The following is a 23,963-nucleotide window of genomic DNA, read 5'->3' as shown; positions in this document are numbered from 1 at the left end:
GCCCCGAAATAAATGACGGGGCGGGCCGCAGCTGTCTTCGGCTCGGCTAGATTTGTCCCTATCGGGGGCAGCTCATCCGCTCCTCCGTGCCGCCAGGGTGAACCGGCGGGCCGCTGAACCGGGGAAGAGCGACCTTGACTGAACATCCGCCGGCCATCTCCGTCCGGGGACTGACCAAAAGATACGGCTCCACCACTGCGGTGGACGATATTTCCTTCGATGTGGAGCCCGGCAGCGTGTTCGCGTTCCTGGGCACCAACGGCGCCGGGAAATCCACCACCATCGGCTGCCTGACCACGGTGAACCCGTTCGAAGCCGGGACAGCCGAAGTCTGCGGCTACAACGTGCGTTCGGAGGGGGAGGACGTGCGCCGGAATATCGGCGTCGTTTTCCAGGAATCGATCCTGGACCCGCTGCTGACGGGCCGGGAGAACCTGCGCGTGCGGGCCCGCTTCTACTCCTCCGACCGGGCCGCCAATGAAGCCCGGATCAATGAGCTGTCCGCCCTGATTGACCTCGGCGGCTTCCTGGACCGCCGCTACGGAACCTACTCCGGCGGCCAGCGCCGCCGCGTGGACATCGCCCGCGCGCTGTTGCCCTCGCCGTCGATCATCTTCCTGGACGAACCCACTGCCGGGCTTGACCCGGCCAGCCGTGCGATCGTCTGGTCCACCATCCATGACCTGCGCGACCGCCACGGCCTCACTGTCTTCCTCACCACGCACTACATGGAGGAAACCGAGGAAGCCGACAGGGTCTGCATCATCGACGCCGGCCGGATCATCGCCGACGGCACCCCGGCGGAGCTCCGCGCCAAACACAGCTCCAGCATCCTCACCGTTACCACCACCGACCGCCCCGGGCTGGAAACACTCACCGCGGAACTCGGCGGTACCGTCGAATCCGCGGAAGGCGCCGTCGTGCGCATCATTGTTGAGACGGCCGAAACGGCCCGCCTCATCCTGGCCCGGCACGGCGCCGCAACCCAGGACTTCGAATTCCGGCACGGCACCATGGATGACGTCTTCCTGGCCCTGACCGGCCGGAACACCGCCCTGGAAGGGGTCCGCGAATGAACGCCGTTCTGGACATCACTACCCGGAACCTCCGGCTCTTTTTCCGGGACCGCCTGGGCGTGTTCTTCTCCCTGCTCTCGGCGCTCGTGGTGTTCCTGCTGTACACGCTCTTCCTGGGCAACCTGCAGACTGAGGGGCTCGGCGAATCTTTCCCGCAGGCGTCCAGCGGGGAGATCAAGGCCTTTGTGGACAGCTGGATGTTCGCCGGGATCCTGGGCATTACGTCCATTACGACGGCGCTGGCGGCCATGACCGTGTTTGTGGACGATTCGGGCTCGGGCCGCTTCCGCGACTTCCTTGTTTCGCCGATCCAGCGCGGCAAACTGATCCTGGGCTATCTGCTCTCAGCCACACTCATCTCCCTGATCATGACTGGCCTGATGCTGGCGGTCAGCCTGGTGTACCTCTACGCGGTCAACGGCGTGACCCTCGGTGCAGCAGAGCTGCTGCGGACGTGCGGCTACCTGGCGCTTTCCTGCGTCGCCTTCGCGGCATTGAGCGCTTTTGTGGTCTCCTTCATCCGCACCGCGGGCGCTTACTCGGCGCTGTCCACGATCGTGGGCACCGTGCTGGGGTTCCTGGCCGGCTCCTACATCCCCGTGGGCAGCTTTCCCGACGGCGTGCGCACCTTCGTGAGTGCGCTGCCGTTTATGCAGTCCTCCATGCTCGTCCGGCAGGAAATGACCGCCGACACCCTCCCTGCCATGACCGGCGGCCAGCCAGCCGCGACGGCGGAACTGCAGGACGTTTTTGGCATCACCGCGGAGGTCGGCGACTGGCAGGTGGGCACCGGCTATGTGCTCTTCAGCCTCGCGGCGATGGCGGTGGTCTTCACTGTCCTGGCCACGGTGCGGATCAGCCGCCGCATCCACGTTCGGGCCTAGCGCTGCTTTCCGCTTCCTCTGGAAAGCGCGGGTGCCGCGGTTCCACACTGTAGGGAGGTTCCGCTGTGCCTGGAACCCTGACCTACGCCCGAGGAGCAACCATGAACACGGATTCCGTACTCATTATCGGCTCCGGCCCCGCAGGCTATACCGCTGCGGTCTACGCCGCCCGCGCCGGTCTGGCGCCCCGGGTAATGGCCGGATCCGTGACGGCCGGCGGCGCACTGATGAACACCACCGAGGTGGAGAACTTCCCCGGATTCCCGGACGGAATCCAAGGCCCGGACCTGATGGAGGCACTCAAACGCCAGGCTGAAAAGTTCGGGGCGGTGGTGGAGCTCGACGACGTTGTGTCAGTGGAACTGGCCGGCCACACCAAGCGGGTGGTCACCGGGTCCGGGACCACCCGGAAGGCCCGCGCCGTCATCCTCGCCACCGGCTCGGCCTACAAGGAACTGGGACTTCCGGAGGAGAAGGAACTGAACGGACGGGGTATCTCCTGGTGCGCCACCTGCGACGGGTTCTTCTTCCGCAACCAGAACCTGGCAGTGGTGGGCGGCGGAGATTCGGCCATGGAAGAGGCCCTGTTCCTGACCCGCTTCGCGAGCAGTGTGACAGTTGTGGTCCGGCGGAGTGAACTTCGGGCCTCCCGGATCATGGCCCAGCGGGCCAAGTGCCACGAGAAGATCCGTTTCGCCTGGAACAGCGAAGTCACCGCGATCCACGGCCCGGACAAGGTCACCGGCCTCACCCTGACCGACACCGTTACGGGTGAGGCCCGGGAACTGGAAGTCGGCGGGATCTTCGTCGCGATCGGGCATGTTCCGCGGACGGAGCTGCTGCACGGGCAGATCGACCTGGACGACGCCGGCTACATCCGCGTGGTGGCACCCACCACGCAGACGAACGTCGACGGTGTCTTCGCCTGCGGCGACGCCGTCGACCACCGCTACCGCCAGGCCATCACCGCTGCCGGAACGGGGTGTTCGGCCGCCCTGGACGCTGAACGCTACCTCGCCGCCGTCCAGGACGCCGATGCCATCGCCACGGCCTTGGTGGAGGGGGCGCTGGACCAGTGAAATGTGGGGGTTTAGCCCGCGCCGGAGAAGGTAAGGACCAGCAGGGCGATGTTCAGCGTGATCAGCAGGACGGCGACGACGGCGCCCAATGCGGTGGTCCACCAGCGGTTCCGGTGCTCGCCCATTAGGTCCGTGCGGGAAGTCAGCCACAGCAGCGGCACCAGCGCGAACGGAATGCCGAAGGAGAGCACCACCTGGCTCAGCACCAGCGCCCAGGTGGGGTCAATGCCGATCGCGAGGATGCCCAGGGCCGGCACCAGCGTGACCAGCCGGCGCAGCAGCATCGGGATCCGCACCTTGAGCAGGCCCTGCATGATTTCGGCGCCGGCATAGGCGCCCACCGAGGTGGAGGCCAGTCCGGAGGCCAGAAGGCCGAGGGCAAACAGGAAGGCGATGCCGCTGCCAAGGGAGCCTTCGATGGCGGCGTGGGCACCGTCCAGCGTGTCAGTTCCCTCGACGCCCTGCAGCGAGGTTGCGGCCAGCAGCAGGATGGCCAGGTTCACGGTGCCGGCGATCACCAGCGCAATCGTGACGTCCCAGCGGGTGGCCCGGATCAGTGTGGACGTGGTCATGCCCTGCGTCCGCTCCGGGAAACGGTCCCGGGTGAGGGCCGAGTGCGCGTAGATCGCGTGCGGCATCACTGTCGCACCGAGGATGGAGGCGGCCAGGAGTACTGATTCGGCGCCGTCGAACCGGGGTACCAGCCCCTCGGCAACGGCTCCGGGATCCGGCGGGGCAATGAACACACCGGCCGTAAAGCCAATGGCAATGATGGCCATCATGGAGACGATTACGTACTCAAACCCGCGGTGCCTGCCGCTGCCCTGCAATGCCAGCACAGCCATCGAAACCGCGCCCGTGATGACCCCGCCGGCCAGCAGTGGCAAGTCAAAAAGCAGCCAGAGCGCGACGGCGCCGCCGATCACCTCGGCGACGTCGGTCGCCATGGCCACCAGCTCGGCCTGCAGCCAGTAGAGGCGGCGGCCGGTGGTGGATTTCACCCGGAGGCCTACCAGCTCGGGCAGGCTCCGGCCGGTGGCGAGTCCGAGCTTGGCGGAGAGGTACTGCACCAGCCAGGCCATGGTGTTTCCCGCGACGACGACCCACACCAGCAGATAGCCAAACCGTGCTCCCGCGGTCATGTTGCTGGCGACGTTGCCAGGGTCCAGGTAGGCAACACCGGCCACCAGCGCCGGGCCGAGCAGCCAGGGCAAGCGGGTTTTCGCCGAGCCCCGGGCTAGGCGGGATGAGGTGCTGGCGGGGGCCACTTTGGGGAGCATAAGGCCAAGGTAGCACTTTAAGTTCGGTGTGCCTAAGAGTTTTGGTTAGGGGGAAGGAACATCTTGGTGATCCAGCTCTGCCGGGCCATCTGCCGGCAGTTCCCGGCGGGTCCGGTGCTGCGATACCGCCAGCCAAGCCAGGGCGCCGGCGACCGGCAGCAAGAGGATCACGGCGCACCACAGTGCCCGGACCCTTCCGGCCGCCCAGCCGGTGCGGCACAGACTGAAGAGAGCCCCCGCCATCAGGGTGAGGATGACGATCAGCAGCAGGATAGCTGCGGGAATCCACATCAGGAACTCAACGGGCATGGTTGGACCGGGCGCTTTCGAGGGAGGGCTTGAGCGGAAGGAACCTGGGTGGACCTGGATAGACCCGCAGGTCCGAACCGCTGTTCGGCCTGCGCGTCTCCAGCCTAGGTTTCCGATGCCCGGCCGCACATCATCCTTGAAGATGAGTTCGGCACCGCCGGGGGTCATCCCTGCACATGAGGGGACGGTGCGGGGACGGCTTAGGGTTGAAGAATGCCTGCTCCCGCCCCAAACACGATTTCCCGTATCTTCACCCTTGTTATGGCTGCCGTCAGCATCCCCATGGCCATCGTTGTTCCGCTGTGGATCACTGCCGGGCGGACGCTGTTTGGGGTGGAGGGGCAGCTGGTCCCGATCTTCGCCCTGACGGCCGGCCCGGTCCTTGCCATCCTGATGCTCACCGCCGCCGTGAAGATCACGGTTCAGGCGAAGGGCCGCCACCCGTTCGGCGCCCCGCTGAAGACTTCGGTCCTGCTCCTGGCCAACTATGTCCTGGCCGGAGCGTTCGGGTTCCTGGTTCCGGACTTCGGCAGCCCGGGGAGCGGTTCGGTACTGTCCGGACTCGCCGGCGAGGATGTCCTGGGCTACTCCGCGGCGCTGGCCAACCCGTTCGGCATCGCCACCCTGTTCATCTCCGTGGTGGTCCTGGTTACTTCCTTCCGGGACTCAGCGGCTACCCGGCAGGCTCCGGCCCCCGCCCCGGTGTTGCCGGCGCGCTGAGGACGGTGGCCGGCGCTGAGGACGGTGGCCGGCGCTGAGGACGGTGGCCGGCGCGCTGCGCCACGGCAGCTTCCCGCCATCATGGTGAGTGCAAGCCCGTAGTCCACTGAGCCCCCGTCCGGATGTCAACGCTTTAGGAGGCGGCACCCGCCGGCTGCGGTGAGGCGTGCGCGTAATAGAACTCAAAGTCGTCGTAGGGATCACGCCAGGCGGAGTCGTCCCGCCGAATCCGAACGACGGCGGCGGCATGGACCCAGCGGTTGTGGGCCCGGGCGTCGTCGTCGATCCAGTGCACAAGCACGTGGGTGCGGGTCCAGGCGACAGCCTTGCCATCGACGCCCAGCCCAACCATGCGGCAACGGATATACGGTTCACGCCGGTACGGGGCATGGGAAACGCGCGGGGCAGGACGGCCGGTCTGGGAATGCGGGGCGGGCTCGGTGGAGGTGCTCATACACTCCACTGTGGCTGTTGGCACTGACATTGGTGTGTGCCGTTTCCAGGGCCGGGAATGGTGCGCGGGCCAGGGCGGAGCTGCTAGGAGGCTAAGTCCCGCCACTTGGCGGCGGCGCGGGTGCCCAGGGCCGTGCCGCTGTCCTTGACCCGGCGGGGGATCATTCGGATGACCGGCGCGAGGTCGGAGCGGGGGAAGCGCGAAGCGTCCGCGGAGCTGTCCGGCTCGGCCGGACGGGCCAGACGGCCCGCCGTGTCAGGCGCCGCGCCCTTGGGCGGACGGTTCATCAGCAGGTAGGCCAAGGCCACGGGAGCAATCAGCAGGGAGATCAGGGTTACGGTGCCCACCGCGTACAGCGCGAGCATTGCGTAGAACGGGCTTTCAAAGAGGGACGCGATGAATGCAGCGCTGCCGAACAGCAGCCAGAGCCAGAACACCCCGACCAATACCAGGGCGGTACGGGCACGGCGGTAGAGCATCACGGAGCGGCGGCGCGTTGAAGGCACGCTCGCCTGAGACTCACTGCCCATTTCGGATCTCCCCAGCTAATCGGGCCCAGTGATGGCGGGCCATAAGGCTGATATTAGTCTCATTTGGTCCGTAACACTGGCATACACAGGCCACAATGGTGTGTGTCGTTTCAGGAAGGGAAAATCTTGCGTGCCACCCCTGGCCCCGGCCTGCTTTTTGTACTGGTCTGCGCCATGGGTGCCGGCCCGGTGATGAACTACGGATTGTCTGCCACGAGCACACTCGTGATGGCGGACCTGGGCATCAGCGAGGCGCAGTTTGGGCTGCTGGCGGCCACCTGCTTCGCCAGCGCAGCGCTGTCGTCCATGTCCCTGGGCAAGCTAAGCGACCGCATCAGCGCCCGTGCGCAGCTGCTGATCATCTTCGGCGGCACCGCGCTGGCATTGTTCTTTATGGCGGTGTCGGGGAACTATCTGTGGTTGCTGGCCGCTGTTCTCTTCGCCGGACCCGCGCAGGCCATCTCCAATCCCACGACCAACCGGATCATCATCCATGCCGTGGAACCGGCCAAACGCCCGGGTTGGATGGGCATCAAACAATCCGGTGTGCAGGCCAGCCAGCTCTTTTCGAGCTTGTTCTTCCCGGCCGCCGCGCTGTTCGCCGGATGGCGCGGAGCCGCCGTCGGCGCTGCCGTAGTCCTGGGCCTGCTGCTGCTGTATTCCTGGAACCGGCTGCCCAAGGAACCGCGCCGCCCGGCCACGGCCCGGGCCAGCAGCGGGACGGTGGAGAAGAAGTTCCCCGTGTCCGTCTGGCTGCTCGCTGCCTTTGCCCTCTTCTCCGGCGCGGGCATGCAGGCGACCAACGTCTACCTGCCGCTGTTTGCGCAGCGGGAGCTCGGCTTTTCCCTGCTGTTGGGTGGTGTTACCGCTGCCGCGGCCGGCGTCGTGGGGGTGGCCTCCCGCGTATTGTGGGGCCGGCGCATGGCCGTGGGTGTCCGTGCCTCAACCCTTCTCCTGCTCCTGGCTGCCGGAGCGGTGTGCGGTGCGGCGCTCTTCCTGGCTGCCGGGGAGACCGGCGAACCGGCCCTGCTGTGGGCCGGGGTGCTGTTCCACGGCGCCTCAGCCCTGGGTATCAACGTGGTGGTGATGGCCGGAGTCCTCCGTGAAGTTCCCAAGCAGCGGGTCGGTGCCGCCTCCGGAGCCGTCTCACTGGGGATGTATGCGGGCTTCGCGCTGGGCCCACTGGCTATGGGTCTGTTGTTGGAGTTCTCCGGAGGGTTCCTGGACGGGTGGCTGTTCATTGGTTGCGCGTACCTGCTCTGCATTGTCACTGGCCTGGGGTACCGCCGCATGGATCCACTCCCCGTGCCTGGTCCGCAGACTCACAGTTCCCACACAGGAATGAACAAGGCCGCCGAAAGCCTCCCGGGCGATGATCGAAAACGGCACACCGGGCGCCCCGGCGCCTGACCGTCCGCGCCCGGATGGCTAAGCTGTCCCCGACGCAGTTTCCGGGCGGACCCGATGGAAAGGCTCACATGACCGAGGCCCCGAGTAACTTCGCTGCCGATCTTCCCAAGCTCACGCATCCGGACGGCACGCCCATCCGCGCCCTAGTGGTGGACGACGAACCCAATCTCGCGGACCTGATCAGCATGGGACTGCGGATGACCGGATGGGAGGTCGCCATTGCCGGCGACGGACGTTCCGCCGTCGCCAAGGCGCGTGAATTCCGTCCGGACGTGCTGGTGCTGGACGTGATGCTGCCCGAATTCGACGGCGTTGAGGCCCTTGGCAAGATCCGCAGCTTCGCCCCGGATGTTCCAGCTCTCTTCCTCACTGCCAAAGACGCTGTGGAGGACAGGATCACGGGCCTCGCCGCCGGCGGCGATGACTACGTGACCAAACCGTTCAGCATGCAGGAAGTCCTGCTGCGCCTGCACCGCCTGGTCCAGCGTTCCGGCGCTGCCTCGGCGGACACTGCCGAACTGGTGGTGGGGGATCTGGTGCTCAACCTGGACACCCGCGAAGTTACCCGCGCCGGCGAGGAGATCCAGCTGACGGCCACCCAGTTCGATCTGTTGCGGTTCCTGATGGAGAACCCCCGCCGCGTGGTCAGCAAATCACAGATCCTGGACCGGGTCTGGGACTACGATTTCGGCGGGCAGGCGAACATCGTGGAACTCTACATCTCCTACCTGCGCAAGAAGATCGACGTCGACCGCCCGCCCATGATCCACACCATCCGCGGCGCCGGATACGTGCTTAAACCCGCCCTATGACTTCCGGCCCGGGCCTGGCAGGCCCGAATCAGGAAGCGCATCGCCAGATGGCGCAGAGTCCGGCCGGCGCACACGGCGCACACGGCGCTCCCGGGTCGCAGCCGGGCCGGGCACGCTGGCAGCGCTGGCTGGAAGGCTGGCGGCTGCGAAGCAAACTCCTGGTTGCCACGCTGGCACTGTTGCTGATTACCTGCCTGACCATCGGGTTCTTCAGCCACGCGGTGATGAGTGTTTTCCTCACCCGGCAGCTGGACCAGACGCTGCTCGGCGCCTCCGATCGGGCGCTCGGCCTGCAGGCCCCGCATGGAAGACTTCCAGATCCGGACCGGGACCCCCTCGATGCTCCAGGCCAGGGGCGGATCGGCATGATTGGGGTCCGGATCACGGACGGCGAGTTGATCAGCGGCGGCGTCGTGACACCAGACGGGACCCGCGCCGCCCTCCCTGAATCCGATGCGGAAATCCTCGCCGCGGTGCCTGTGGTTCGTGAACCGGTGACTAGGAACCTCTCGGTGGGCGAGTACCGTCTGGTGGCGCAGCCCCAGCCAGGCGCACCTGGCACCGCGATTGTTTCCGGACTCCCGCTCGCCGAAAGGAATAACACCCTCTTCTCGCTCGGCCTGACAATTGCCGGGGTATCGGCCGTGGGGCTGGTACTCACTGGGGTGCTCGGATACCTGATCATCCGGCGCGCGCTGCAGCCCCTGGAGCAGGTCTCTGCCATCGCCACGCAGGTGGCCACCATGCCGCTCGAAGCGGGCGACGTCAACCTGCCGGAGCGGGTGCCCGAGGAACTGACGCACCCCACCACGGAAGTGGGCAGCGTTGGACTGGCCTTTAACCGGATGCTGGATAACGTTTCGCATGCCCTGGCAGTGCGCCAGCGCAGCGAAACACAGGTGCGGCAGTTTGTGGCCGATGCCAGCCACGAGCTGCGTACTCCGCTGACGTCCATCCGCGGCTACACCGAGATGGTCCGCCTCACGGAGGACCTCAGCGCGAACGGCCGGCAGTCCCTGGGACGGGTGGAGGCGGAGTCCCTCCGGATGACCGGGCTGGTGGAGGACTTGCTGCTCCTTGCCCGCCTGGACGAGGGCCGCGGAGAGATCCGGAAGGAAGTGGACCTCACCCAGTTGGTGATCGAATCCGTCAGCGACGCCAGGGTTGCTGCCCAGGACCACAGCTGGACCATTTCAGTGCCGGAGGAGCCCGTTGTTGTGCAGGGAGACCCCGGCCAGCTGCGGCAGGTCCTGATCAACCTGCTGACCAACGGGGGACGGCACACGGATCCGGGGACAACGGTCAGCACCACGCTCGCCGCGGCTGCCGGGGGAGGGGCGGTGATCACCGTGGCTGACAACGGTCACGGCATCCCCAAGCCTTTCCAGGAGCACATCTTCTCCCGGTTCACGCGGGCCGACGCCGCCCGCAGCGGGCGCGCAGCCTCCTCCGGCCTCGGGCTGGCGATTGTGGCTGCGATCGTCAGCGCGCACCGCGGCAGCATCAGCCTGGACAGCGAACCGGGCCGGACCGTCTTCACCGTCCGGCTGCCGGGAAGAGGTTCCGGCGCGGAGCCGGGGAGGAGCGCGGGATAGGAATCGAGGCTGCGGGCGCCGGTGCGGGGGGGGCGGGACTGCGCGGAGCTGGTACGGAGGGGAGTTCAATTGGCCGGGTCCTGCGACGGCGACGCCGGGGCGGGATCCTTCGGCGCGTGCCGCGGACTGTCCGGATTCAGCAGCGAGTGCCGGCGCCCGTAGAACCAGTACAGGATCATTCCGATAATCAGCCAGACCCCGAACCGGACCCAGGTTTCCCAGTGCAGCTGCAGCATCAGGAACCCGGAAGCCAGGACACCAAATGCCGGAACCCACGGCATCAGCGGTAGCCGGAACTCCCGCGGAGCGTCAGGCTGGGTGCGCCGAAGCACGATCACGGCAACGCAGACCACCACAAACGCCGCGAGGATACCGATGTTCGTCAGGTCGGCCACCGCCCGGATGGGGAAGAACCCGGCCAGCAGGGCGGAGGCGCCGCCGGCGATCCAGGTCACCCGCTGGGGTGTGCCACGCGAATCGGTGCCGGCGAACCAACGGGGCAGCAGGCCGTCGCGGCTCATCGAAAACCAGACCCGGGTGACGCCGAGCAGGAAGGTCAGCATCACGGTCAGGATCGAGATCACGGCGAAGGCCGAGATCACCGTGGCGATCACCGGCAGCCCCACGCTCTGGAACGCGGAGGCGAATCCCGCCGTCGGGCTGATTTCCGTGTAGTTCTGCATGCCGGTCAGTACCAACGTGGCCAGCACGTAGAGCAGCATGGCCACACCCAGGGAGAGCAGGATGGCCTTAGGCATGTGCTTCTTGCCGTCCGTGGCCTCCTCGGCGGCCGTGCTCATGGCGTCGTAGCCGAACACTGCGAAGAAGACGGTGGCGGCTCCGGTGAAGACCGCGCCGAAGCCGTTGGGCAGGAACGGGGTGTAATTGTCAGTGTTTACGAAGAACACGCCGAGCCCGATGATGAACAGGATCAGCAGGACTTTCAACGCCACCGCCACCAGCTCGAACCGCCCGAAGGTCCGGGTGCCGCGGCTAAGGATGAAGGTAATGAACAGGCAGACGACGACGGCGGGCAGATTCACCAGGCCGCCGTCGATCACGTCCCCGGTGCCCTGCATCCACAGCGGGATGTCGATGCCGATTCCGGCCATGAACTCGGTGAAGTAGCCGGAAATTCCAATGGCGACGACGGCGACGATCGCCGTGTACTCCAGCAGCAGGTCCCAGCCGATGAACCACCCGATAATTTCACCGAGGGCCACGTATCCGTAGGTGTAAGCCGACCCGGCCCGCGGCACCATCCCGGCGAACTCTGCGTAGGAGAGCGCGGCTGCGGCGCTCGCGAGCCCTGCGATGAGGAAGGAAATAACGACGGCGGGGCCCACACCCTCGGCGTCCGGCCCGCCGTTGGCCACCAGCCCGGCGAGTGTAAAGATGCCAATCCCGATGATGCCGCCGACGCCGATGGCCGTCAGCTGCCACAGGCCCAGGCTCTTGAAAAGCTTGGTTCCTTCGGCGGCTTCGCTTTCGGTTTCTTCGATCGGCTTGCGCCGGAAGATCGAGTTTTCCTTGCCTGCCACAGACATATTCGGCTCCTAGACCGGACGGGGGTGCGTCTGTGCAGTATCGGCTGTGGCTTGTGGGTTTGTAACCCCGGAGGCTGGTTTTGTGGACCGGACGGGGGAATCTGTTCCCCTATTTCCGGTTGGATCCACATAGCCCGCCGTTAAGCCGAAACGGACGCCGTGCGTGGCCTTCCGGCCATGCGCAGCGTCCGCCCAGGCGGCAGCCTAGGAGTTCTTGTCCACGGCCGGATCAGGCTTGTCCACGAGTTTCAGCCCGATTACACAGCCGATGATTCCGGCCAGGAACAGGACTTTAAGCACCCCGGGTTCCTCGCTGCCGGTGACCATGGCCCACGCCACGGTGAGGACAGCGCCGAGTCCGGTCCAGACGGCATACGCGGTGCTGATGGGGATGAACTTCATGGCGTAGCCCAGTCCTGCCATGGACAGGGCCGCGGCTACGGCGAAGACCACCGAAGGCAGCAGGACGGTGAACCCGTTCGACGCCTCAAGCGCGGTGGCCCAGACAGCTTCGAGGACGGCGCTGAGAATAAGGACGATCCAAGCCATGGCTATGCCACCACCTTCAGGCCGACAACGCAGCCAATGATTCCCATCAGCAGCACCACCTTGGCTACGGTGGCCTTCTCGCCGCCGAAGGTTATGGCGTATCCGGCCGTGAGGACGGCGCCGATTCCCACCCAGACGGCGTAGGCGGTGCCGACGGGGATGCTCAGCATCGCCCAGGAGAGTCCCGCCATGCTGGCGGCAAGCGCCACGGCGAACACGATAGTGGGGAGAGGTTTGCGGAAGTTATTCGACTTTCCGAGTGCTGTAGCCCAAACGGCTTCAAGCATTCCAGACGCAATGAGGGCGGCCCATGCCATGGCTAGCTCCTTTGGCCAGTCTTGTCGCGTGCCGGGTACTGATCCGTCGTCCGGGGGCCGGAATGTTCAGGCCCTGGTTCCACGGTAGCAAATTCTCAGTTTTGGTGCCGCGGCCGGTGGGGCTCGGTCGGCTCTTCGCACGCGCAGAGGGCACCGCACCGGATGGTGCGGGGCCCTCTGCCGTTGTGGCTAGGAACCGTTACTGCGGCTTCTTTCTGGTGGGAAGCATTCGGTGCCTGAACTGTTTTTTGACGGCCGCTTCGACCTGGTCCGCTACGTGTTCTTCGTAGTGCTCCTGCATGGTGTCCTGGACTTGCCCGGCCACATGCTCGGTGACATGGGCGGTCAGCTCATCGCGGGCCAGTTTTCGTTGCGCCCGCATCAGGGCCGCGTGTTCCTCATGGAAGGCCTTGGCCGTGGCAACACACATCAGGAGGATGACCACGCTGAACGGTACCGCGGTGAGGATCGCTGCGGTCTGGATGGCTTCGAGACCGTTGGCCAGCAGCAACGCGATGGCTACCGCGGCAGCGGAGAGTGCCCAGAAGACACGGATCCAGTTCTTTGGTTCGACATCGCCACCGGTGGACAGCATCCCCATTACGAGGGACCCGGAGTCCGCGGAGGTGATGAAGAAAACTGCGATCAGCAGGATGGCACCGATGGTGAGCGCCGTTCCGCCGGGAAGCCCGCCCAACATACCGAAGAGCGCCCCCTCGGTGTCCACGGTTCCATCCGGGCCCACCAGCCCGCCGCTTCCGAAGAGTTCCCGGTGGATGGCGGTGCCGCCAAGAACGGAGAACCAGAGGAAACCGACGATGCTGGGCACCAGAAGGACGCCGGCGACAAACTGCCGGACCGTGCGGCCCTTGGAGATGCGGGCGATGAAGATGCCGACGAACGGCGCCCAGGAGATCCACCAGCCCCAGTAGAACGTGGTCCACGCGGCCTGCCACGCTTCACCTTCGGCACCTGAGAAGGCAAGGGTATTGAAGGTCAGGCCAACTACGTTTTGCAGGTAGTTACCGATGGACTGCACGAATTCACGCAGCAGGAACAGGGTAGGTCCGGTGAAAAGAACGAACAGCAGCAGCAGCCCGGCGAGCATAAGGTTCGCGTTGGAGAGCCATTTCATGCCCTTGCCCACGCCGGATACCAGGGAAACGATGGTGAGCGTGATGATGCAGAGGATCAGGCCGACCTGGGTCATCTTGGTGGCCTGCATGATGTTGGCTTCTTCGAGGCCCGCCGATATCTGCAGCACGCCCAGGCCCAGGGACGTCGCAACACCGAAGAGTGTTCCGACCAGTGCGACGACGTCGATGAGGTTGCCCCAGCCGCCGGCAAGACGCCGCCGGCCGAACAGTGGTTCCAGCGTCCAGCGCATGGAGATGGGCCGGCCCTTGCGGTGCACTGCGTAGGCTACGGAAACGCCCACAACCACGTAGATTGCCCAGGCATGCAGCCCCCAGTGGAGGTAGGTCTGCGTCACGGCCCGTTGGGCGAGCTGGATCGGGGTGCCTTCGACGCCTGGCGGCGGTGTGGCGAAGTGGGTCAGCGGTTCGGCTACGCCAAAGAAGACCAGCCCAATGCCCATCCCTGCGGCGAACAGCAGGGAGAACCAGGACATGACCGAGAATTCCGGTTCGTCTTCGTCCTTGCCGAGCTTGATGTCTCCGTAGCGGCTAAGCCCGATCCAGAGCGCGAAAGCAATAAAAACGGCGATGGCTGCGACGTAGTACCAGCCGAACCATTTAATGACGTTGCTTTGGATGGCCGTGAACATGTCCGTCGCGGTTGAGGGGAACAAAATGGCAAAAAGCGCGAAAACCAAAATGATGCTGGCAGCGGGCCAGAAGACCGCCTTGGAGAGTCCTTTGGAAGGCTGCACCACGTCAGCAGACGGCTCCGCCACCTCGCCGGCAGACGATGCCTGTACCTCGGCAGCCTCGTCGGCTGGAGGTTCCCGGTCAACTTCTGGGCTGACCGTAGATTCCTTCGGTTCCTCGGGGTTTTCGTTGGTACTTTCGCCTGGTGTGGCGGACATTCCCATTTTCTCCTCCTGCGCTGTGAAGCGCTCAGAATGCTCTGACGGATGTTTCTTGGTGGGTGTGTGTTGTGGCGGGCAAGCCCCCGGCGCTCGACCAGCGCACGCACCAACTGCAGCGGAGCCCCACGCCGGCGCTTGGCCGGCTGAAGTCCGCAGTAGAGGTGGTCGCGGCGGTGAGGAGGATGGCACCGATATTGGCGGCCACCGGTGGCGCGGCGAGGACCCCGGCTTTGACCTGTTCTTTGATGGAGTTGTTTGTTCCATCGGGTTCACCGGCGGGCAATGGGACGGTGAAACCGAGGCCGGCAGCAAATGCCATGCCCGTCCCTTCAGCCCAGCTGGAGTGTTTATCCAGGTGGGAAGGCCACGCGCGGATCAGATGCAGCCGGCGGTAGCGCCGTGTGTGGTGGTTCCCCAGAAGCTCATCCACCCGTTTGTTCCGCTGCCACGCTTGCTCAGCAGCAGCCCGTTCGGAAACGCGGCTACTGCCCTTGCGTATGCATACGGAATGCGGGGCCGGGGATGACTCACACGCTTCATTCTAGTCGTTGGTCACAGCGACAAGCCAACGGCAATGCCAGAACGGGTCCCCTCTGGCCCTGCTCAGCCCAACCGGTAATGCCCTGGCCAGTCTTCGGCCCGGATGCGGGTGATGTCCTTGATCTCCCCGAGGGTTCCCCATTCGTTCAGGCCCAGCCGGGAGAGCGGGCGGAGCATTTCGATCCGCGGGTGCCCGGCGGCGTCGAGCACTTCCGTGCGGACAGCGGCGCAGGTGATTTCTCCGTAGACAACAAAGCAGTCGCCCACCGGATGGATTTCATGCAGCCGGCATTCCAGTGCCACAGGGGACGCGGCGACGCGGGACGGCTTCACCGTGGCGCTTGGCTCCCGGGTGAGGCCGGCGGCGTCGAACTCGCTGACCTCGGCTGGAAAGTTGGTGCCGGTGGCGTTTACCGCCTCAAAAAGTTCCTCCGGCGCCAGGGAAATGACGAACTCGCCGGTCTGGCGGATGTTGCGCAGCGAATCCTTCTCGCCCACCGAGGTGAAGGAGACAATTGGCGGGGTCACCGATGCCACAGTGAAGAAGGAATGCGGAGCCAAGTTGTCCACGCCGTCGGCCGAAACGCTGGAAACCCAGGCGATGGGCCGCGGAACCACGACGGAGGTCAGCAGCCGGTAGAAGGCGCGCCCGCCCATCGCAGCCGGGTCGAAATCCGTTCTCATGCTCCGAGCTTAGCCGTGAGCTGGGTCATGGAGGTGTGGGCATAATGGGCTATGAGCATCATCAAGATCAACGCAATCACTGTCCCTGCCGACTCCGGTGACGAGCTGGCCCACCGCTTTGCCGCCCGCGCCGGTGCCGTCGATGGCCAGGAGGGCTTCGAAGGCTTCGAACTGCTCCAGCCGACGGACGAGCGCAATACCTGGCTGGTCATTACCCGGTGGCGGGATGAGAAGTCCTTCCAGGACTGGGTTGCCTCGAAGAACTTCGGGCACGGCCATGGGCAGGGCGAGGGCGCCGATAAAGAACGCCAGAAACCGGTCGGGGCCAGCGCTGAGCTGTGGAGCTACCGGCCCGCAGGTGGCAGCACGCCGGAGGCCTAGGCCCGGAGCCCGGTCCCGGAGCCCGCCAACCGGGCTTAGGCGTCCGGCCGGCTTAGGCGCTCACCGGGCTTAGGCTCCCGGCGGGGCACCGGCCGGCGCGATGTTGTGGTTGCGACGGAACAGGTTCCCGGGATCCACTGCCTGTTTTAGGGCTGCCAGCCGGGCCAGCTTGTCCCCGGAGTAGACGTTCGGTGCGGCCTGCACGGGGTCCTCGGCGCCCATGAAGTTCACGTATTGCCCACCACTGGCATGCGGTTCCATATCGGCGGCGAGTCCGCGTACAAAGGCGGTGTGGTGGGCATCGTCCGCCGGATCGTTCCAGAAGCCGTAGATGTTCAGCCAGTAGCCGGCGTCGCGGACTGGGAATGACGTCGCGTCCTCCGGAACCCGGGCAAAGGCGCCGCCCATGTGGTGGACGTCGAATCCGGTGCCGCGCCAGGCCTGCTCGCGGGCCCGTGCGGCCAAGACGTCCACTACGTTCGCGTCGAGGGAATCGAAGGATGTGTTCTTCCAATAGGCGCGGGATCCATCCGGGAACACGCTGTCCACGGCAGACTGCAGGTCCACCCACGGAACCCGTTCCACCAGTTCGGCATCCGGTGGTGCCAGGGCACGCAGCCGCCCGACGACGTCTTCCGCGGCCTGGGCGTCTTCTCCCACCCAGGCGAAGCCGACGGCCATCAGTGGATCATCTCCCAGTTCCCATTCCGGCGGCGGGACCAGGAAGGAGACGATCGTGGTCAGCTCATCCGGAACGTCGGCGCTCCAGGCGGAGAAGGCATACAGGGCGTTCTCGAACCGGTCCGCCCGGTAGATCAGGTTTCCGCTGTAGACAGTTTCCGGCACCGGCCAGGCCCGGAAGGTGAACGAGGTGACGACGCCGAAGTTCCCGCCGCCGCCGCGCAGGCCCCAGAACAGTTCGGGCTCTTCCTGCGGCGAGGCGTGCACCATCCTCCCGTCGGCGAGCACGACGTCGGCGCCAAGGAGGTTGTCCACGCTGAGCCCGTGGGAACGGGTCATCCAGCCCACCCCGCCGCCAAGGGCGAGGCCGGCGACACCGGTTTGGGACACCACGCCGATCGGGACGGCGAGTCCGAACGGGGCGGTGGCTTCATCGATGTCGGCCAGGGTGGCGCCGCCGCCGACCGTCACTGTTCCGGCAATCGGATCGACCTCCACCGTCCGCAGCCCGCCAACGTCGAGCACTATCCCGCCGTCGACCGTGCCGTTGCCGGCCACGTTGTGACCGCCGCCGCGAACAGCCAAGGGCAGCCCGGTGGCCTGGGCGAAGGCGAGCACCGGTGCGACGTCATCGGGTCCGCCGGCCCGCACGATGGCCGCGGGCAGCACATCGATCATGCCGTTCCAGACCCGGCGGTGGGCTTCATACCCCTCGTCACCGGGCAGGGTTACGGTCCCGGACAGGGCGTCGGCGAGGGCCGGATAGAGGCTGTCCCCGGGTTGGGGCCAGGGAACGGCCGAGGACGCGGCATCGGAGAAGAGGCTGGGGTTTTCGGACAAGGTCCACCACCTTGGAAGCGTTTACCGCCCGGATCGGGACGGCGGGACCGGGAAAGGGTCTCTGCCCATTGTTGGTCCGGTGAAGCGGTGATTTCAATGGCCTGCCGATGAGTCCCGGGGCAGCGGGCCCAACCCCGGTCCGGGATCGGCGCAATGCCCGGCAGGTGTTGTCTTCGCTGCCCGCCGGGACGAACACTTGGGGATGGGTCCGACGTCGCCGCGGTACTCGGTCCGTGCCGCGGGCGGCACCGTTGCCAGGCAAGGAGCGAACGTGGAATTACCGTCGGTGCACAGCGGCCAGGTTGACCTGTGGGCACAGGCCTTCCGCGCGGACCGTCCGCAGTTTGAGGCCGCCGAAGCGGCGATTTACGCGGCCGTCGTCGCGCGGCTGGGGGACGACGGCCTGAATTATCACCACATTCAGCACCGGGTGAAGGGGACCGGATCGCTCAGCGCGAAGCTGTCCCGGCTGCGGCCCGACGGCACCCCAAAATACCCCAGTGGAATGCGGGACATTGACGACGTGATTGGGCTGCGGGTGATCCTCTTCCTGGAATCGGACATCGGCGGGGCCATCAATGCCCTCGGCGGGGCGTTCGACCAGCTGGGGCATGTGGACAAGGCCAGCGAGCAGCGGTCCCGCGGCGAATTCGGCTATTCCGGCCAGCACCTGGTGCTTGCCGTGCCGGCCCGGAACCCGCCGCCCGGGTGCGGCCTGTTCTCCGGGCAGCGGTTCGAAGTCCAGCTGCGCACCATCCTGCAGCATGCCTGGGCCGAGTTTGAGCACGACATCCGCTACAAGGGCGGCGGCGCGGTTCCGCCCGAAGTCAACCGGGCGTTCACGTTGGCGTCGGGCCTGATCGAACTAGCGGACCGGGAGTTCGACACGATCAATGAGCTGGTTACTGCGCAGAAGGCCCGGGATGAGCGCGAATCAGTGCACGCCCTTGCGGCGCCTTCGATGGAGCTCACCGCCGACGCGGTCCGCGGCATCCTGGAGCACGAGCTGCCGCAGAACCCGCGCAGCCGTGCGGACCAGTACGAATGGCTGGTGGAGGTGCTGCGGGCCAACGGAGTCGTCTCGGTTCCGCAGGCCTACGCGTTGTTCAAGGCGGCGGAGTGGGCCGTGGTGTCCCGGCGGATCGAGTACCGGTTCCGTCCCGGCCACGTCCGCGCCGCTGACGACGTCCTGCTGCTCCGTTTCGGTTCTGACTATGTGGAACGCACGCACCTGATGGACGACGACGGCACGCGCCGGGCGAAGCTGGAGTACCGGCTGGGGCGGCTGGGTGGGTAGGCGGTGGGGTGGCCAGGGCCAATCGGTTGGGTGGGCCGCCGGTGGGGTGGGTAGGGCCAGGCGGTTGGGTGGGTCGCCGGTGGACGGGCGGATAGCCGGTGGGGTGCCGGCGGCGGGAAGCCGGGGCGGCGGATGGTTGGGTAGGCGGTCCCTCACGATTGAGCGGTGTGGACCAACGGATCAAAAAGACCGGACCAGCTCCGGGGTTAGGCTGGAGGCAGTCCAACCTGAAGGAGAACCCGTGGCATCCCTGCTGACCCCGCTCATCACTTCCGCCGGCCTGATCGGCGGCTTCAAGACCGCCCGCGACACCGGCAACCGGCAGCTCGGCGGCGCCGTCCTGGCCGCTGCGGGGGCAGGCGCGTTCGCGCTTTGGAAGCGCGACGCCGGCACCGGCACCGCCATTGCCCTGACCACCACGTATGTCGCCGCTTTCGGCCTTTCGCACCCGCTGGCCAAGAAGATGGGCGCCTGGCCGGCTGTTTACACCGTCACCGGGGCTACCGCGCTCGCATCGCTGGTGTTCGGGCGAAGGAAGTAGTTCTTCGGCGCTGGGTTTCCGGGTGCGCACTCGCTGAGTGCGCAGTTGTGGCGGCCTAGCCGTCGAAGAGCCCACCAGATCTGCGCACTCAGCGGGTAGGCCATGCCGGGTGTGCAGTTGTGGCGGCCTAGCCGGCTCGCACCTTCGGTCGGTGTGCAGTTGTGGTGGCCTTGCCGTCGAACACCCCACCAGATCTGCGCACTCAGCGGGTAGGCCATGCCAGGTGTGCAGTTATGGCGGCTTTGCCGGCTCGCACCTTCAGTCGGTGCAGTTGTGGCGGCTTAGCTGGTTTGCCCCGTCAGTCGGTGTGCAGTTGTGGCGGCTTTGCCGTCGAAGAGCCCACCAGATCTGCGCACTCAGCGGGTAGGCCATGCCAGGTGTGCAGTTGTGGCGGCCTGATATGACGGATGCCCACCAGATCTGCGCACTCGATATGGGACGGGGCGCGGCCCAACGCCGGCCCAACGCCACCCCAACGCCACCCCAACGCCAGCCCAGACCGGCGCCGCACGGCTCAGACCTACCGCCAGCCGGCGTCGGGCGCCACCAGTTTCACGATGTTCTCCAGCAGCGCCGCGTTGTAGTCCACGCCGAGCTGGTTGGGGACGGTGACCAGCACGGTGTCGGCCAGCTGCACGGCGGCGTCGGCCGCCAGTTCCTTCGCGATGACGTCCGGCTCGCCCACGTAGCTGCGCCCGAACCGGGCCAGGCCGCCGTCGAGCCGCCCCACCTGATCGCGTCCCTCGGCCTGTGCACGCAGCCCGAAGTAGCGGCGGTCGGCCTCGGAGACCAGTGGAATGATGCTGCGGCTCACGGAAACCCGGGGTGCGCCGGCATGGCCGGCGTCGGCCCACGCCTGCCGGTAAACCTGAATCTGTTCGGCCTGCAGTTCATCAAACGGAACCCCAGTATCCTCGGTCAGCAGGGTCGAGCTCATTAGGTTCATGCCCTGCTCGCCGGTCCATTTCGCCGTCGCGCGCGTGCCCGATCCCCACCAGATGCGTTCACCCAAACCGGGGGACTGCGGTTCGATCGCGAGCATCCCGCGCTGCCCGGTCATCTCCGGGTTTGCCGGGGCCATGCCCTGCCCGGCGATTGCGGCCCGGAAGACGGCGGTGTGGCGGCGAGCTAGATCGGCGTCGGACTCTCCCTCCGCCGGGACGTAGCCGAAGGCTTCGGCGCCGCGCAGTGCCGGCTCGGGGGATCCCCGGCTGATGCCAAGCTGCAGCCGGCCCCCGCTGATCAGGTCCGTTGCTGCGGCTTCTTCGGCCATGTAGAGCGGGTTTTCGTAGCGCATGTCAATCACGCCGGTGCCCAGCTCGATCCGGCTGGTCCGTGCAGCCATCGCAGCAAGCAACGGAAACGGGGAAGCCTGCTGAGGAGCGAAATGGTGCACCCGGACGAACGCGCCGTCGGCTCCGAGTTCCTCCGCGGCGACCGCGAGGTCAACCGTCTGGAGCAGTGCGTCCCGGGCCGTCGGCGTCGCCGAACCCTGAACATCCCGGTAGTGGCCGAAGGAAAGGAAGCCGATTTTCTTCATACCTGCCACAGCGCACGGCTCGGGGCGGATATTCCGTCCCGGCTCCAGATGCCTGCATCCCCTGTTGCCGGCGCAGCCCCGGGTCTAGACTCCGGGACCATGGCAAACGAACTTGTGGTGCTGGAAACCGAGGGCTGGCATGCCCTCTCCATCGGGCCTGCGGAGGCGACGGCGTACTACTCGCGGGTGCTCGCGCGGGAGCCCGTGATCATGCTGACCAACGGCCTGCGGATCACCGACCGTAACCAGATCGTGGCCTCCATGGACGGCCCGCCGTGGTCGGCTTTCGAGATCATTGAGCCGCAGGAAACGTACTTGGGGTCCGACGTCGGATTCCTTACCTACAAGGTGCGGGCCGACCGGGACGGCACCCCGTACACCGCGCTGCTCAGCAGTGTTTATGCCAAGGAGGACGGCGAGTGGAAGCTCGCCCTGCACCAGCACACCCCGTACTGACGTTGGCCCGGGCTGCCCGGCCAGGGCTGAGATGGACAGCGCGGACACCAGGGCGGCCAGCTTCCGGGGGCAGGTACCCTACTGCGGATGATCCTTCCGGTGCTGCCCCAGGAACTCCATGGAATTCATGGAGGAGTGCACCAGTGTCCGGTATTTCCCGCCGACCGGAGAGTGGGGGTGGCCCAGCGGCAGGTAGACGGCCTGCAGCGCCGCCGAGACCTGGCGGGCCGCGTCCTTGAGGAGGCGGATGGTGGGTAGCAGCGGGCTGTCATCATTTGGGACCACCACACTGATGGCGGCCACCACCGTATCCTTCAGCCCGTAGACGGGGACGGCGAGGCCCCGCGCGTCGGGGTGGATGAAGCCGTTGCCCACGGCGTGGCCCTGCTCCCGGATTTGGGCCAGCAGCCGCCGAAGATGGGCAGGGCTTTGGACCGTATTCTCGGTGTATTTGACGAGCCCGGACCCCATGACTTCGTCCTGAAAACTGCCGGGAGCGTGCGCGAGCAGAACCAGCCCGCTGGAGGAAGCATGCAGGGGAAGGCGCCCTCCGACGAGCGTGACGTTTACTACCGCATTCCGGGTGGATAGCCGCTCCAGGAAAAGCACTTCATGGCCTTGCAGGATGCCCAGCTGGGCGTGCTGGCGAACGGCGAAATGGACCTCCTGCAGATAGGGCATCGCGATTTCCCGGATGCCCAGGGCGCCCGGCGTCCGGCACGCAATTTCCCACAGGCGCACGCCGATCCGGTACGTCTTGTCATGTTCGCGTTCGAGCAGGCCAAACCGCTCCAATTCCGACACCACCCGGTGGGTCGTGGCCAATGAGAGTCCGCTTCGCTGCGACAGCTGGGAAACCGTGAGAAACGCAGAGTCGACGTCGAAAGTGCCCAGGATCTGCATTATCCGGCTCAGGGCGGACCTGCCCGCCGACGCATTTGCCATGTTTTCCTTTCAACGAAAACCCACTGGAGCCTAAATTGTGACACAGCTCATACTCGGTCTCACGGGGCGGGAAAGGAATTCAGGCCCCGGCACAGTTTTTGAGCCCGGCGCAATGAGGCGCCCTTTGGAAGGAAAACCATGATTCGACGCGGAAATGTCCGGCGTTACTTCACGATCGCGGCTCTTTCTGCTGCTGCCCTGGGACTGGCCGCCTGCGGGTCGTCGGGGCAGGCGGCCGAGGACGAACCGATCCAGATTGGTTATTTCCCCCTGGTGCATACCGCTTCCGCCGTGAACGCGGAGGAAAACGGCCTGTTTGCCGACGAGGGCCTGACCGTGGAACTCGTTCCGACTCAGGGAGGGGCCGCAGCGATCCCCGCACTCATTTCCGGCGATGTGGACCTGACCTACGCGAACTACACCTCCGCGCTGCTCGCCGTGCAGCAGGGGCTGCCGGTCCGCTTCATTTCCGGGAACGACGTCGGAGCCGCTGACCACGGGATCTACGTGGCCAAGGACTCACCCATTACCAAGGTCGAGGACCTGGCGGGTAAGACGTTCGCGGTAAACAACCTCCAGAACATTGGAACGGTCGCCGTCTACTCACTGCTCGAGGACGCCGGACTCGAAACGTCGGACGTCGACCTCATCGAAATGCCGTACCCGGACATGCAGGCTGCCTTGGAACGCGGGGCCGTGGACGCCATCTGGCAGGTCGAGCCGTTCCAGGCCAGCGCGGCGGCCGCTGGATTCGTCAAAATTTCCGACATGTTCACGGGACCGGTCGAGGGTATGCCGGTCGCCGGGTGGATCACCACCGAAGATTTCCTGACGGAGAACCCCGAGGCAGTGGAAGGGTTCCGGAACGCCATCTCCGCATCGGCTGAAGAGCTTCAGGACAACCGGGCCAGGCTGGTCGAGCTGGTCCCCACGTTTACCAAGGTGCCGGCCGAAGTCGTCGAAAAAATCGAGATGCCCCGGTTCCAGGGTGAGCTGGACGCCGATCAGCTGCAGAAAACAGCAGACCTGATGCACAAGTACAAGATCATCGACACCAAGATGGACGTCCGCCCGCTGATCGCGGACTAGGAGGAAAACCATGACAACCAGTACAGAGTTCGACCAGGAGGTTCCGGTCCTCGACTTGGATCCGTTCGCCGACGATTTCCTGACAGACCCCTATGAAGCCCACGCCATGCTGCGCGAAGCAGGGCCGGTGACGTGGCTGGACCGCTACCAGATCTGGGCTGTGGCACGGCATGACGAAGTCTCTGCGGTGTTCGCTGACCACGAGACCTTCATTTCCTCGGCCGGCGTCGGCATCTCGGATTTCCGCAAGGACAAACCCTGGCGGCCGCCGAGCCTGCTGCTGGAGGCGGATCCGCCGGAACACACCAGGGCACGCCACGTGGTGACAAGCATCCTCACCCCCAAATTCCTGCGTGA

25 protein-coding genes, 1 pseudogene and 1 riboswitch are annotated in these 23,963 nt (G+C 66.0%); of the genes and pseudogenes, 13 read left to right on the top strand and 13 right to left on the bottom strand.

All coding sequences use genetic code 11. From position 1 onward, the window contains the following. The first annotated feature begins 134 nt into the window (after nt 1-134). The 3 genes from RTN46_RS00330 (at nt 135) to trxB (ending at nt 3,039) form a co-directional block, all read left to right on the top strand. Nucleotides 135-1,076, top strand: a complete 942-nt coding sequence (locus tag RTN46_RS00330; RefSeq protein ID WP_312178429.1) for an ABC transporter ATP-binding protein — start codon at nt 135-137, stop codon at nt 1,074-1,076. Next, the gene (locus RTN46_RS00325) at nt 1,073-1,960 is read left to right on the top strand and encodes an ABC transporter permease (RefSeq protein WP_312178427.1); all 888 of its coding nucleotides are present in this window, start codon (nt 1,073-1,075) and stop codon (nt 1,958-1,960) included. The genes RTN46_RS00330 and RTN46_RS00325 overlap by 4 nt, the downstream gene beginning before the upstream one ends. Nucleotides 1,961-2,061: 101 nt before the next feature. Continuing rightward, nucleotides 2,062-3,039, top strand: a complete 978-nt coding sequence (gene trxB / locus RTN46_RS00320) for a thioredoxin-disulfide reductase (protein ID WP_312178425.1) — start codon at nt 2,062-2,064, stop codon at nt 3,037-3,039. Between the two features lie 11 nt (nt 3,040-3,050). On the opposite strand, the gene RTN46_RS00315 is transcribed toward trxB, so the two are convergent. Next, nucleotides 3,051-4,319, bottom strand: coding sequence for an Nramp family divalent metal transporter (locus tag RTN46_RS00315; protein WP_396157080.1), 1,269 nt, complete (start codon nt 4,317-4,319; stop codon nt 3,051-3,053). A gap of 45 nt (nt 4,320-4,364) precedes the next feature. Continuing rightward, entirely contained in the window at nt 4,365-4,628 is a 264-nt protein-coding gene (locus RTN46_RS00310) for a hypothetical protein (protein ID WP_312178417.1), read from the bottom strand. A 213-nt stretch (nt 4,629-4,841) separates the two neighbouring features. Between RTN46_RS00310 and RTN46_RS00305 the strand changes: the two genes are divergently transcribed. Then, nucleotides 4,842-5,348, top strand: a complete 507-nt coding sequence (locus RTN46_RS00305) for a hypothetical protein (protein ID WP_312178416.1) — start codon at nt 4,842-4,844, stop codon at nt 5,346-5,348. A 133-nt stretch (nt 5,349-5,481) separates the two neighbouring features. On the opposite strand, the gene RTN46_RS00300 is transcribed toward RTN46_RS00305, so the two are convergent. Together RTN46_RS00300 and RTN46_RS00295 are read right to left on the bottom strand one after the other, a co-directional pair. After that, a complete protein-coding gene (locus tag RTN46_RS00300; RefSeq protein WP_312178415.1) occupies nt 5,482-5,802 on the bottom strand; it encodes a hypothetical protein in 321 nt (106 codons plus the stop codon). Between the two features lie 83 nt (nt 5,803-5,885). Next, nucleotides 5,886-6,308 carry a hypothetical protein gene (locus tag RTN46_RS00295; RefSeq protein WP_312178414.1) on the bottom strand — a complete coding sequence of 141 codons (423 nt, stop codon included), beginning with the start codon at nt 6,306-6,308 and terminating at the stop codon, nt 5,886-5,888. A gap of 150 nt (nt 6,309-6,458) precedes the next feature. Here RTN46_RS00295 and RTN46_RS00290 point away from each other — a divergent pair, with 150 nt between their 5' ends. From RTN46_RS00290 to RTN46_RS00280, 3 genes are all read left to right on the top strand, one after another. Then, nucleotides 6,459-7,742 (top strand): MFS transporter, encoded by a 1,284-nt coding sequence (locus RTN46_RS00290; protein WP_312178413.1) that lies wholly within the window; start codon nt 6,459-6,461, stop codon nt 7,740-7,742. Between the two features lie 68 nt (nt 7,743-7,810). After that, a complete protein-coding gene (locus RTN46_RS00285) occupies nt 7,811-8,554 on the top strand; it encodes a response regulator transcription factor (RefSeq protein WP_312178411.1) in 744 nt (247 codons plus the stop codon). Then, complete coding sequence (locus tag RTN46_RS00280; RefSeq protein ID WP_312178408.1) at nt 8,551-10,149, top strand: HAMP domain-containing sensor histidine kinase; 1,599 nt, start codon at nt 8,551-8,553, stop codon at nt 10,147-10,149. Before RTN46_RS00285 ends, RTN46_RS00280 begins: the two co-directional genes overlap by 4 nt. 65 nt (nt 10,150-10,214) lie before the next feature. On the opposite strand, the gene RTN46_RS00275 is transcribed toward RTN46_RS00280, so the two are convergent. The 6 genes from RTN46_RS00275 to RTN46_RS00250 form a co-directional block, all read right to left on the bottom strand. After that, complete coding sequence (locus tag RTN46_RS00275; RefSeq protein ID WP_312178406.1) at nt 10,215-11,696, bottom strand: amino acid permease; 1,482 nt, start codon at nt 11,694-11,696, stop codon at nt 10,215-10,217. 204 nt (nt 11,697-11,900) lie between these two features. Continuing rightward, nucleotides 11,901-12,245 (bottom strand): multidrug efflux SMR transporter, encoded by a 345-nt coding sequence (locus RTN46_RS00270; RefSeq protein WP_312178404.1) that lies wholly within the window; start codon nt 12,243-12,245, stop codon nt 11,901-11,903. A 2-nt stretch (nt 12,246-12,247) separates the two neighbouring features. Further along, nucleotides 12,248-12,562 (bottom strand): multidrug efflux SMR transporter, encoded by a 315-nt coding sequence (locus tag RTN46_RS00265; protein WP_312178402.1) that lies wholly within the window; start codon nt 12,560-12,562, stop codon nt 12,248-12,250. Between the two features lie 10 nt (nt 12,563-12,572). Continuing rightward, nucleotides 12,573-12,639: riboswitch (guanidine-III (ykkC-III) riboswitch) on the bottom strand. 122 nt (nt 12,640-12,761) lie between these two features. Beyond that, nucleotides 12,762-14,609 carry a BCCT family transporter gene (locus RTN46_RS00260; protein WP_312178400.1) on the bottom strand — a complete coding sequence of 616 codons (1,848 nt, stop codon included), beginning with the start codon at nt 14,607-14,609 and terminating at the stop codon, nt 12,762-12,764. A 31-nt stretch (nt 14,610-14,640) separates the two neighbouring features. Then, a complete protein-coding gene (locus tag RTN46_RS00255) occupies nt 14,641-15,042 on the bottom strand; it encodes a hypothetical protein (protein WP_312178398.1) in 402 nt (133 codons plus the stop codon). 173 nt (nt 15,043-15,215) lie between these two features. Beyond that, a complete protein-coding gene (locus RTN46_RS00250; RefSeq protein ID WP_312178397.1) occupies nt 15,216-15,836 on the bottom strand; it encodes a flavin reductase family protein in 621 nt (206 codons plus the stop codon). A 51-nt stretch (nt 15,837-15,887) separates the two neighbouring features. Between RTN46_RS00250 and RTN46_RS00245 the strand changes: the two genes are divergently transcribed. Continuing rightward, entirely contained in the window at nt 15,888-16,217 is a 330-nt protein-coding gene (locus RTN46_RS00245; protein WP_312178396.1) for an antibiotic biosynthesis monooxygenase, read from the top strand. A gap of 69 nt (nt 16,218-16,286) precedes the next feature. Here the strand turns inward: RTN46_RS00245 and RTN46_RS00240 are convergent, their stop codons facing one another. Beyond that, the gene (locus tag RTN46_RS00240; protein ID WP_312178395.1) at nt 16,287-17,738 is read right to left on the bottom strand and encodes an FAD-binding oxidoreductase; all 1,452 of its coding nucleotides are present in this window, start codon (nt 17,736-17,738) and stop codon (nt 16,287-16,289) included. Nucleotides 17,739-18,009: 271 nt separating this feature from the next. Between RTN46_RS00240 and RTN46_RS00235 the strand changes: the two genes are divergently transcribed. Further along, nucleotides 18,010-19,035 (top strand): hypothetical protein, encoded by a 1,026-nt coding sequence (locus RTN46_RS00235; RefSeq protein WP_312178393.1) that lies wholly within the window; start codon nt 18,010-18,012, stop codon nt 19,033-19,035. Nucleotides 19,036-19,276: 241 nt separating this feature from the next. Continuing rightward, nucleotides 19,277-19,576, top strand: a complete 300-nt coding sequence (locus tag RTN46_RS00230) for a hypothetical protein (protein ID WP_312178392.1) — start codon at nt 19,277-19,279, stop codon at nt 19,574-19,576. Between the two features lie 520 nt (nt 19,577-20,096). On the opposite strand, the gene RTN46_RS00225 is transcribed toward RTN46_RS00230, so the two are convergent. After that, nucleotides 20,097-21,116 (bottom strand): LLM class flavin-dependent oxidoreductase, encoded by a 1,020-nt coding sequence (locus RTN46_RS00225; protein WP_312178391.1) that lies wholly within the window; start codon nt 21,114-21,116, stop codon nt 20,097-20,099. 99 nt (nt 21,117-21,215) lie between these two features. Between RTN46_RS00225 and RTN46_RS00220 the strand changes: the two genes are divergently transcribed. Further along, nucleotides 21,216-21,572 (top strand): nuclear transport factor 2 family protein, encoded by a 357-nt coding sequence (locus RTN46_RS00220; RefSeq protein WP_312178390.1) that lies wholly within the window; start codon nt 21,216-21,218, stop codon nt 21,570-21,572. Nucleotides 21,573-21,650: 78 nt separating this feature from the next. Here the strand turns inward: RTN46_RS00220 and RTN46_RS00215 are convergent, their stop codons facing one another. Next, nucleotides 21,651-22,517 carry an IclR family transcriptional regulator gene (locus RTN46_RS00215; protein WP_312178388.1) on the bottom strand — a complete coding sequence of 289 codons (867 nt, stop codon included), beginning with the start codon at nt 22,515-22,517 and terminating at the stop codon, nt 21,651-21,653. Between the two features lie 138 nt (nt 22,518-22,655). On the opposite strand from RTN46_RS00215, the gene RTN46_RS00210 reads away from it, so the two are divergent. Both RTN46_RS00210 and RTN46_RS00205 read left to right on the top strand, forming a co-directional pair. Continuing rightward, the gene (locus tag RTN46_RS00210) at nt 22,656-23,606 is read left to right on the top strand and encodes an ABC transporter substrate-binding protein (RefSeq protein WP_312178386.1); all 951 of its coding nucleotides are present in this window, start codon (nt 22,656-22,658) and stop codon (nt 23,604-23,606) included. Nucleotides 23,607-23,616: 10 nt separating this feature from the next. Then, nucleotides 23,617-23,963, top strand: a pseudogene (locus RTN46_RS00205) (cytochrome P450); the annotation flags it as partial.

Source organism: Arthrobacter sp. (assembly GCF_031988865.1).
Classification (GTDB): Bacteria; Actinomycetota; Actinomycetes; order Actinomycetales; family Micrococcaceae; genus Arthrobacter_B.
This window is presented reverse-complemented; position numbering and strand designations above follow the sequence as displayed.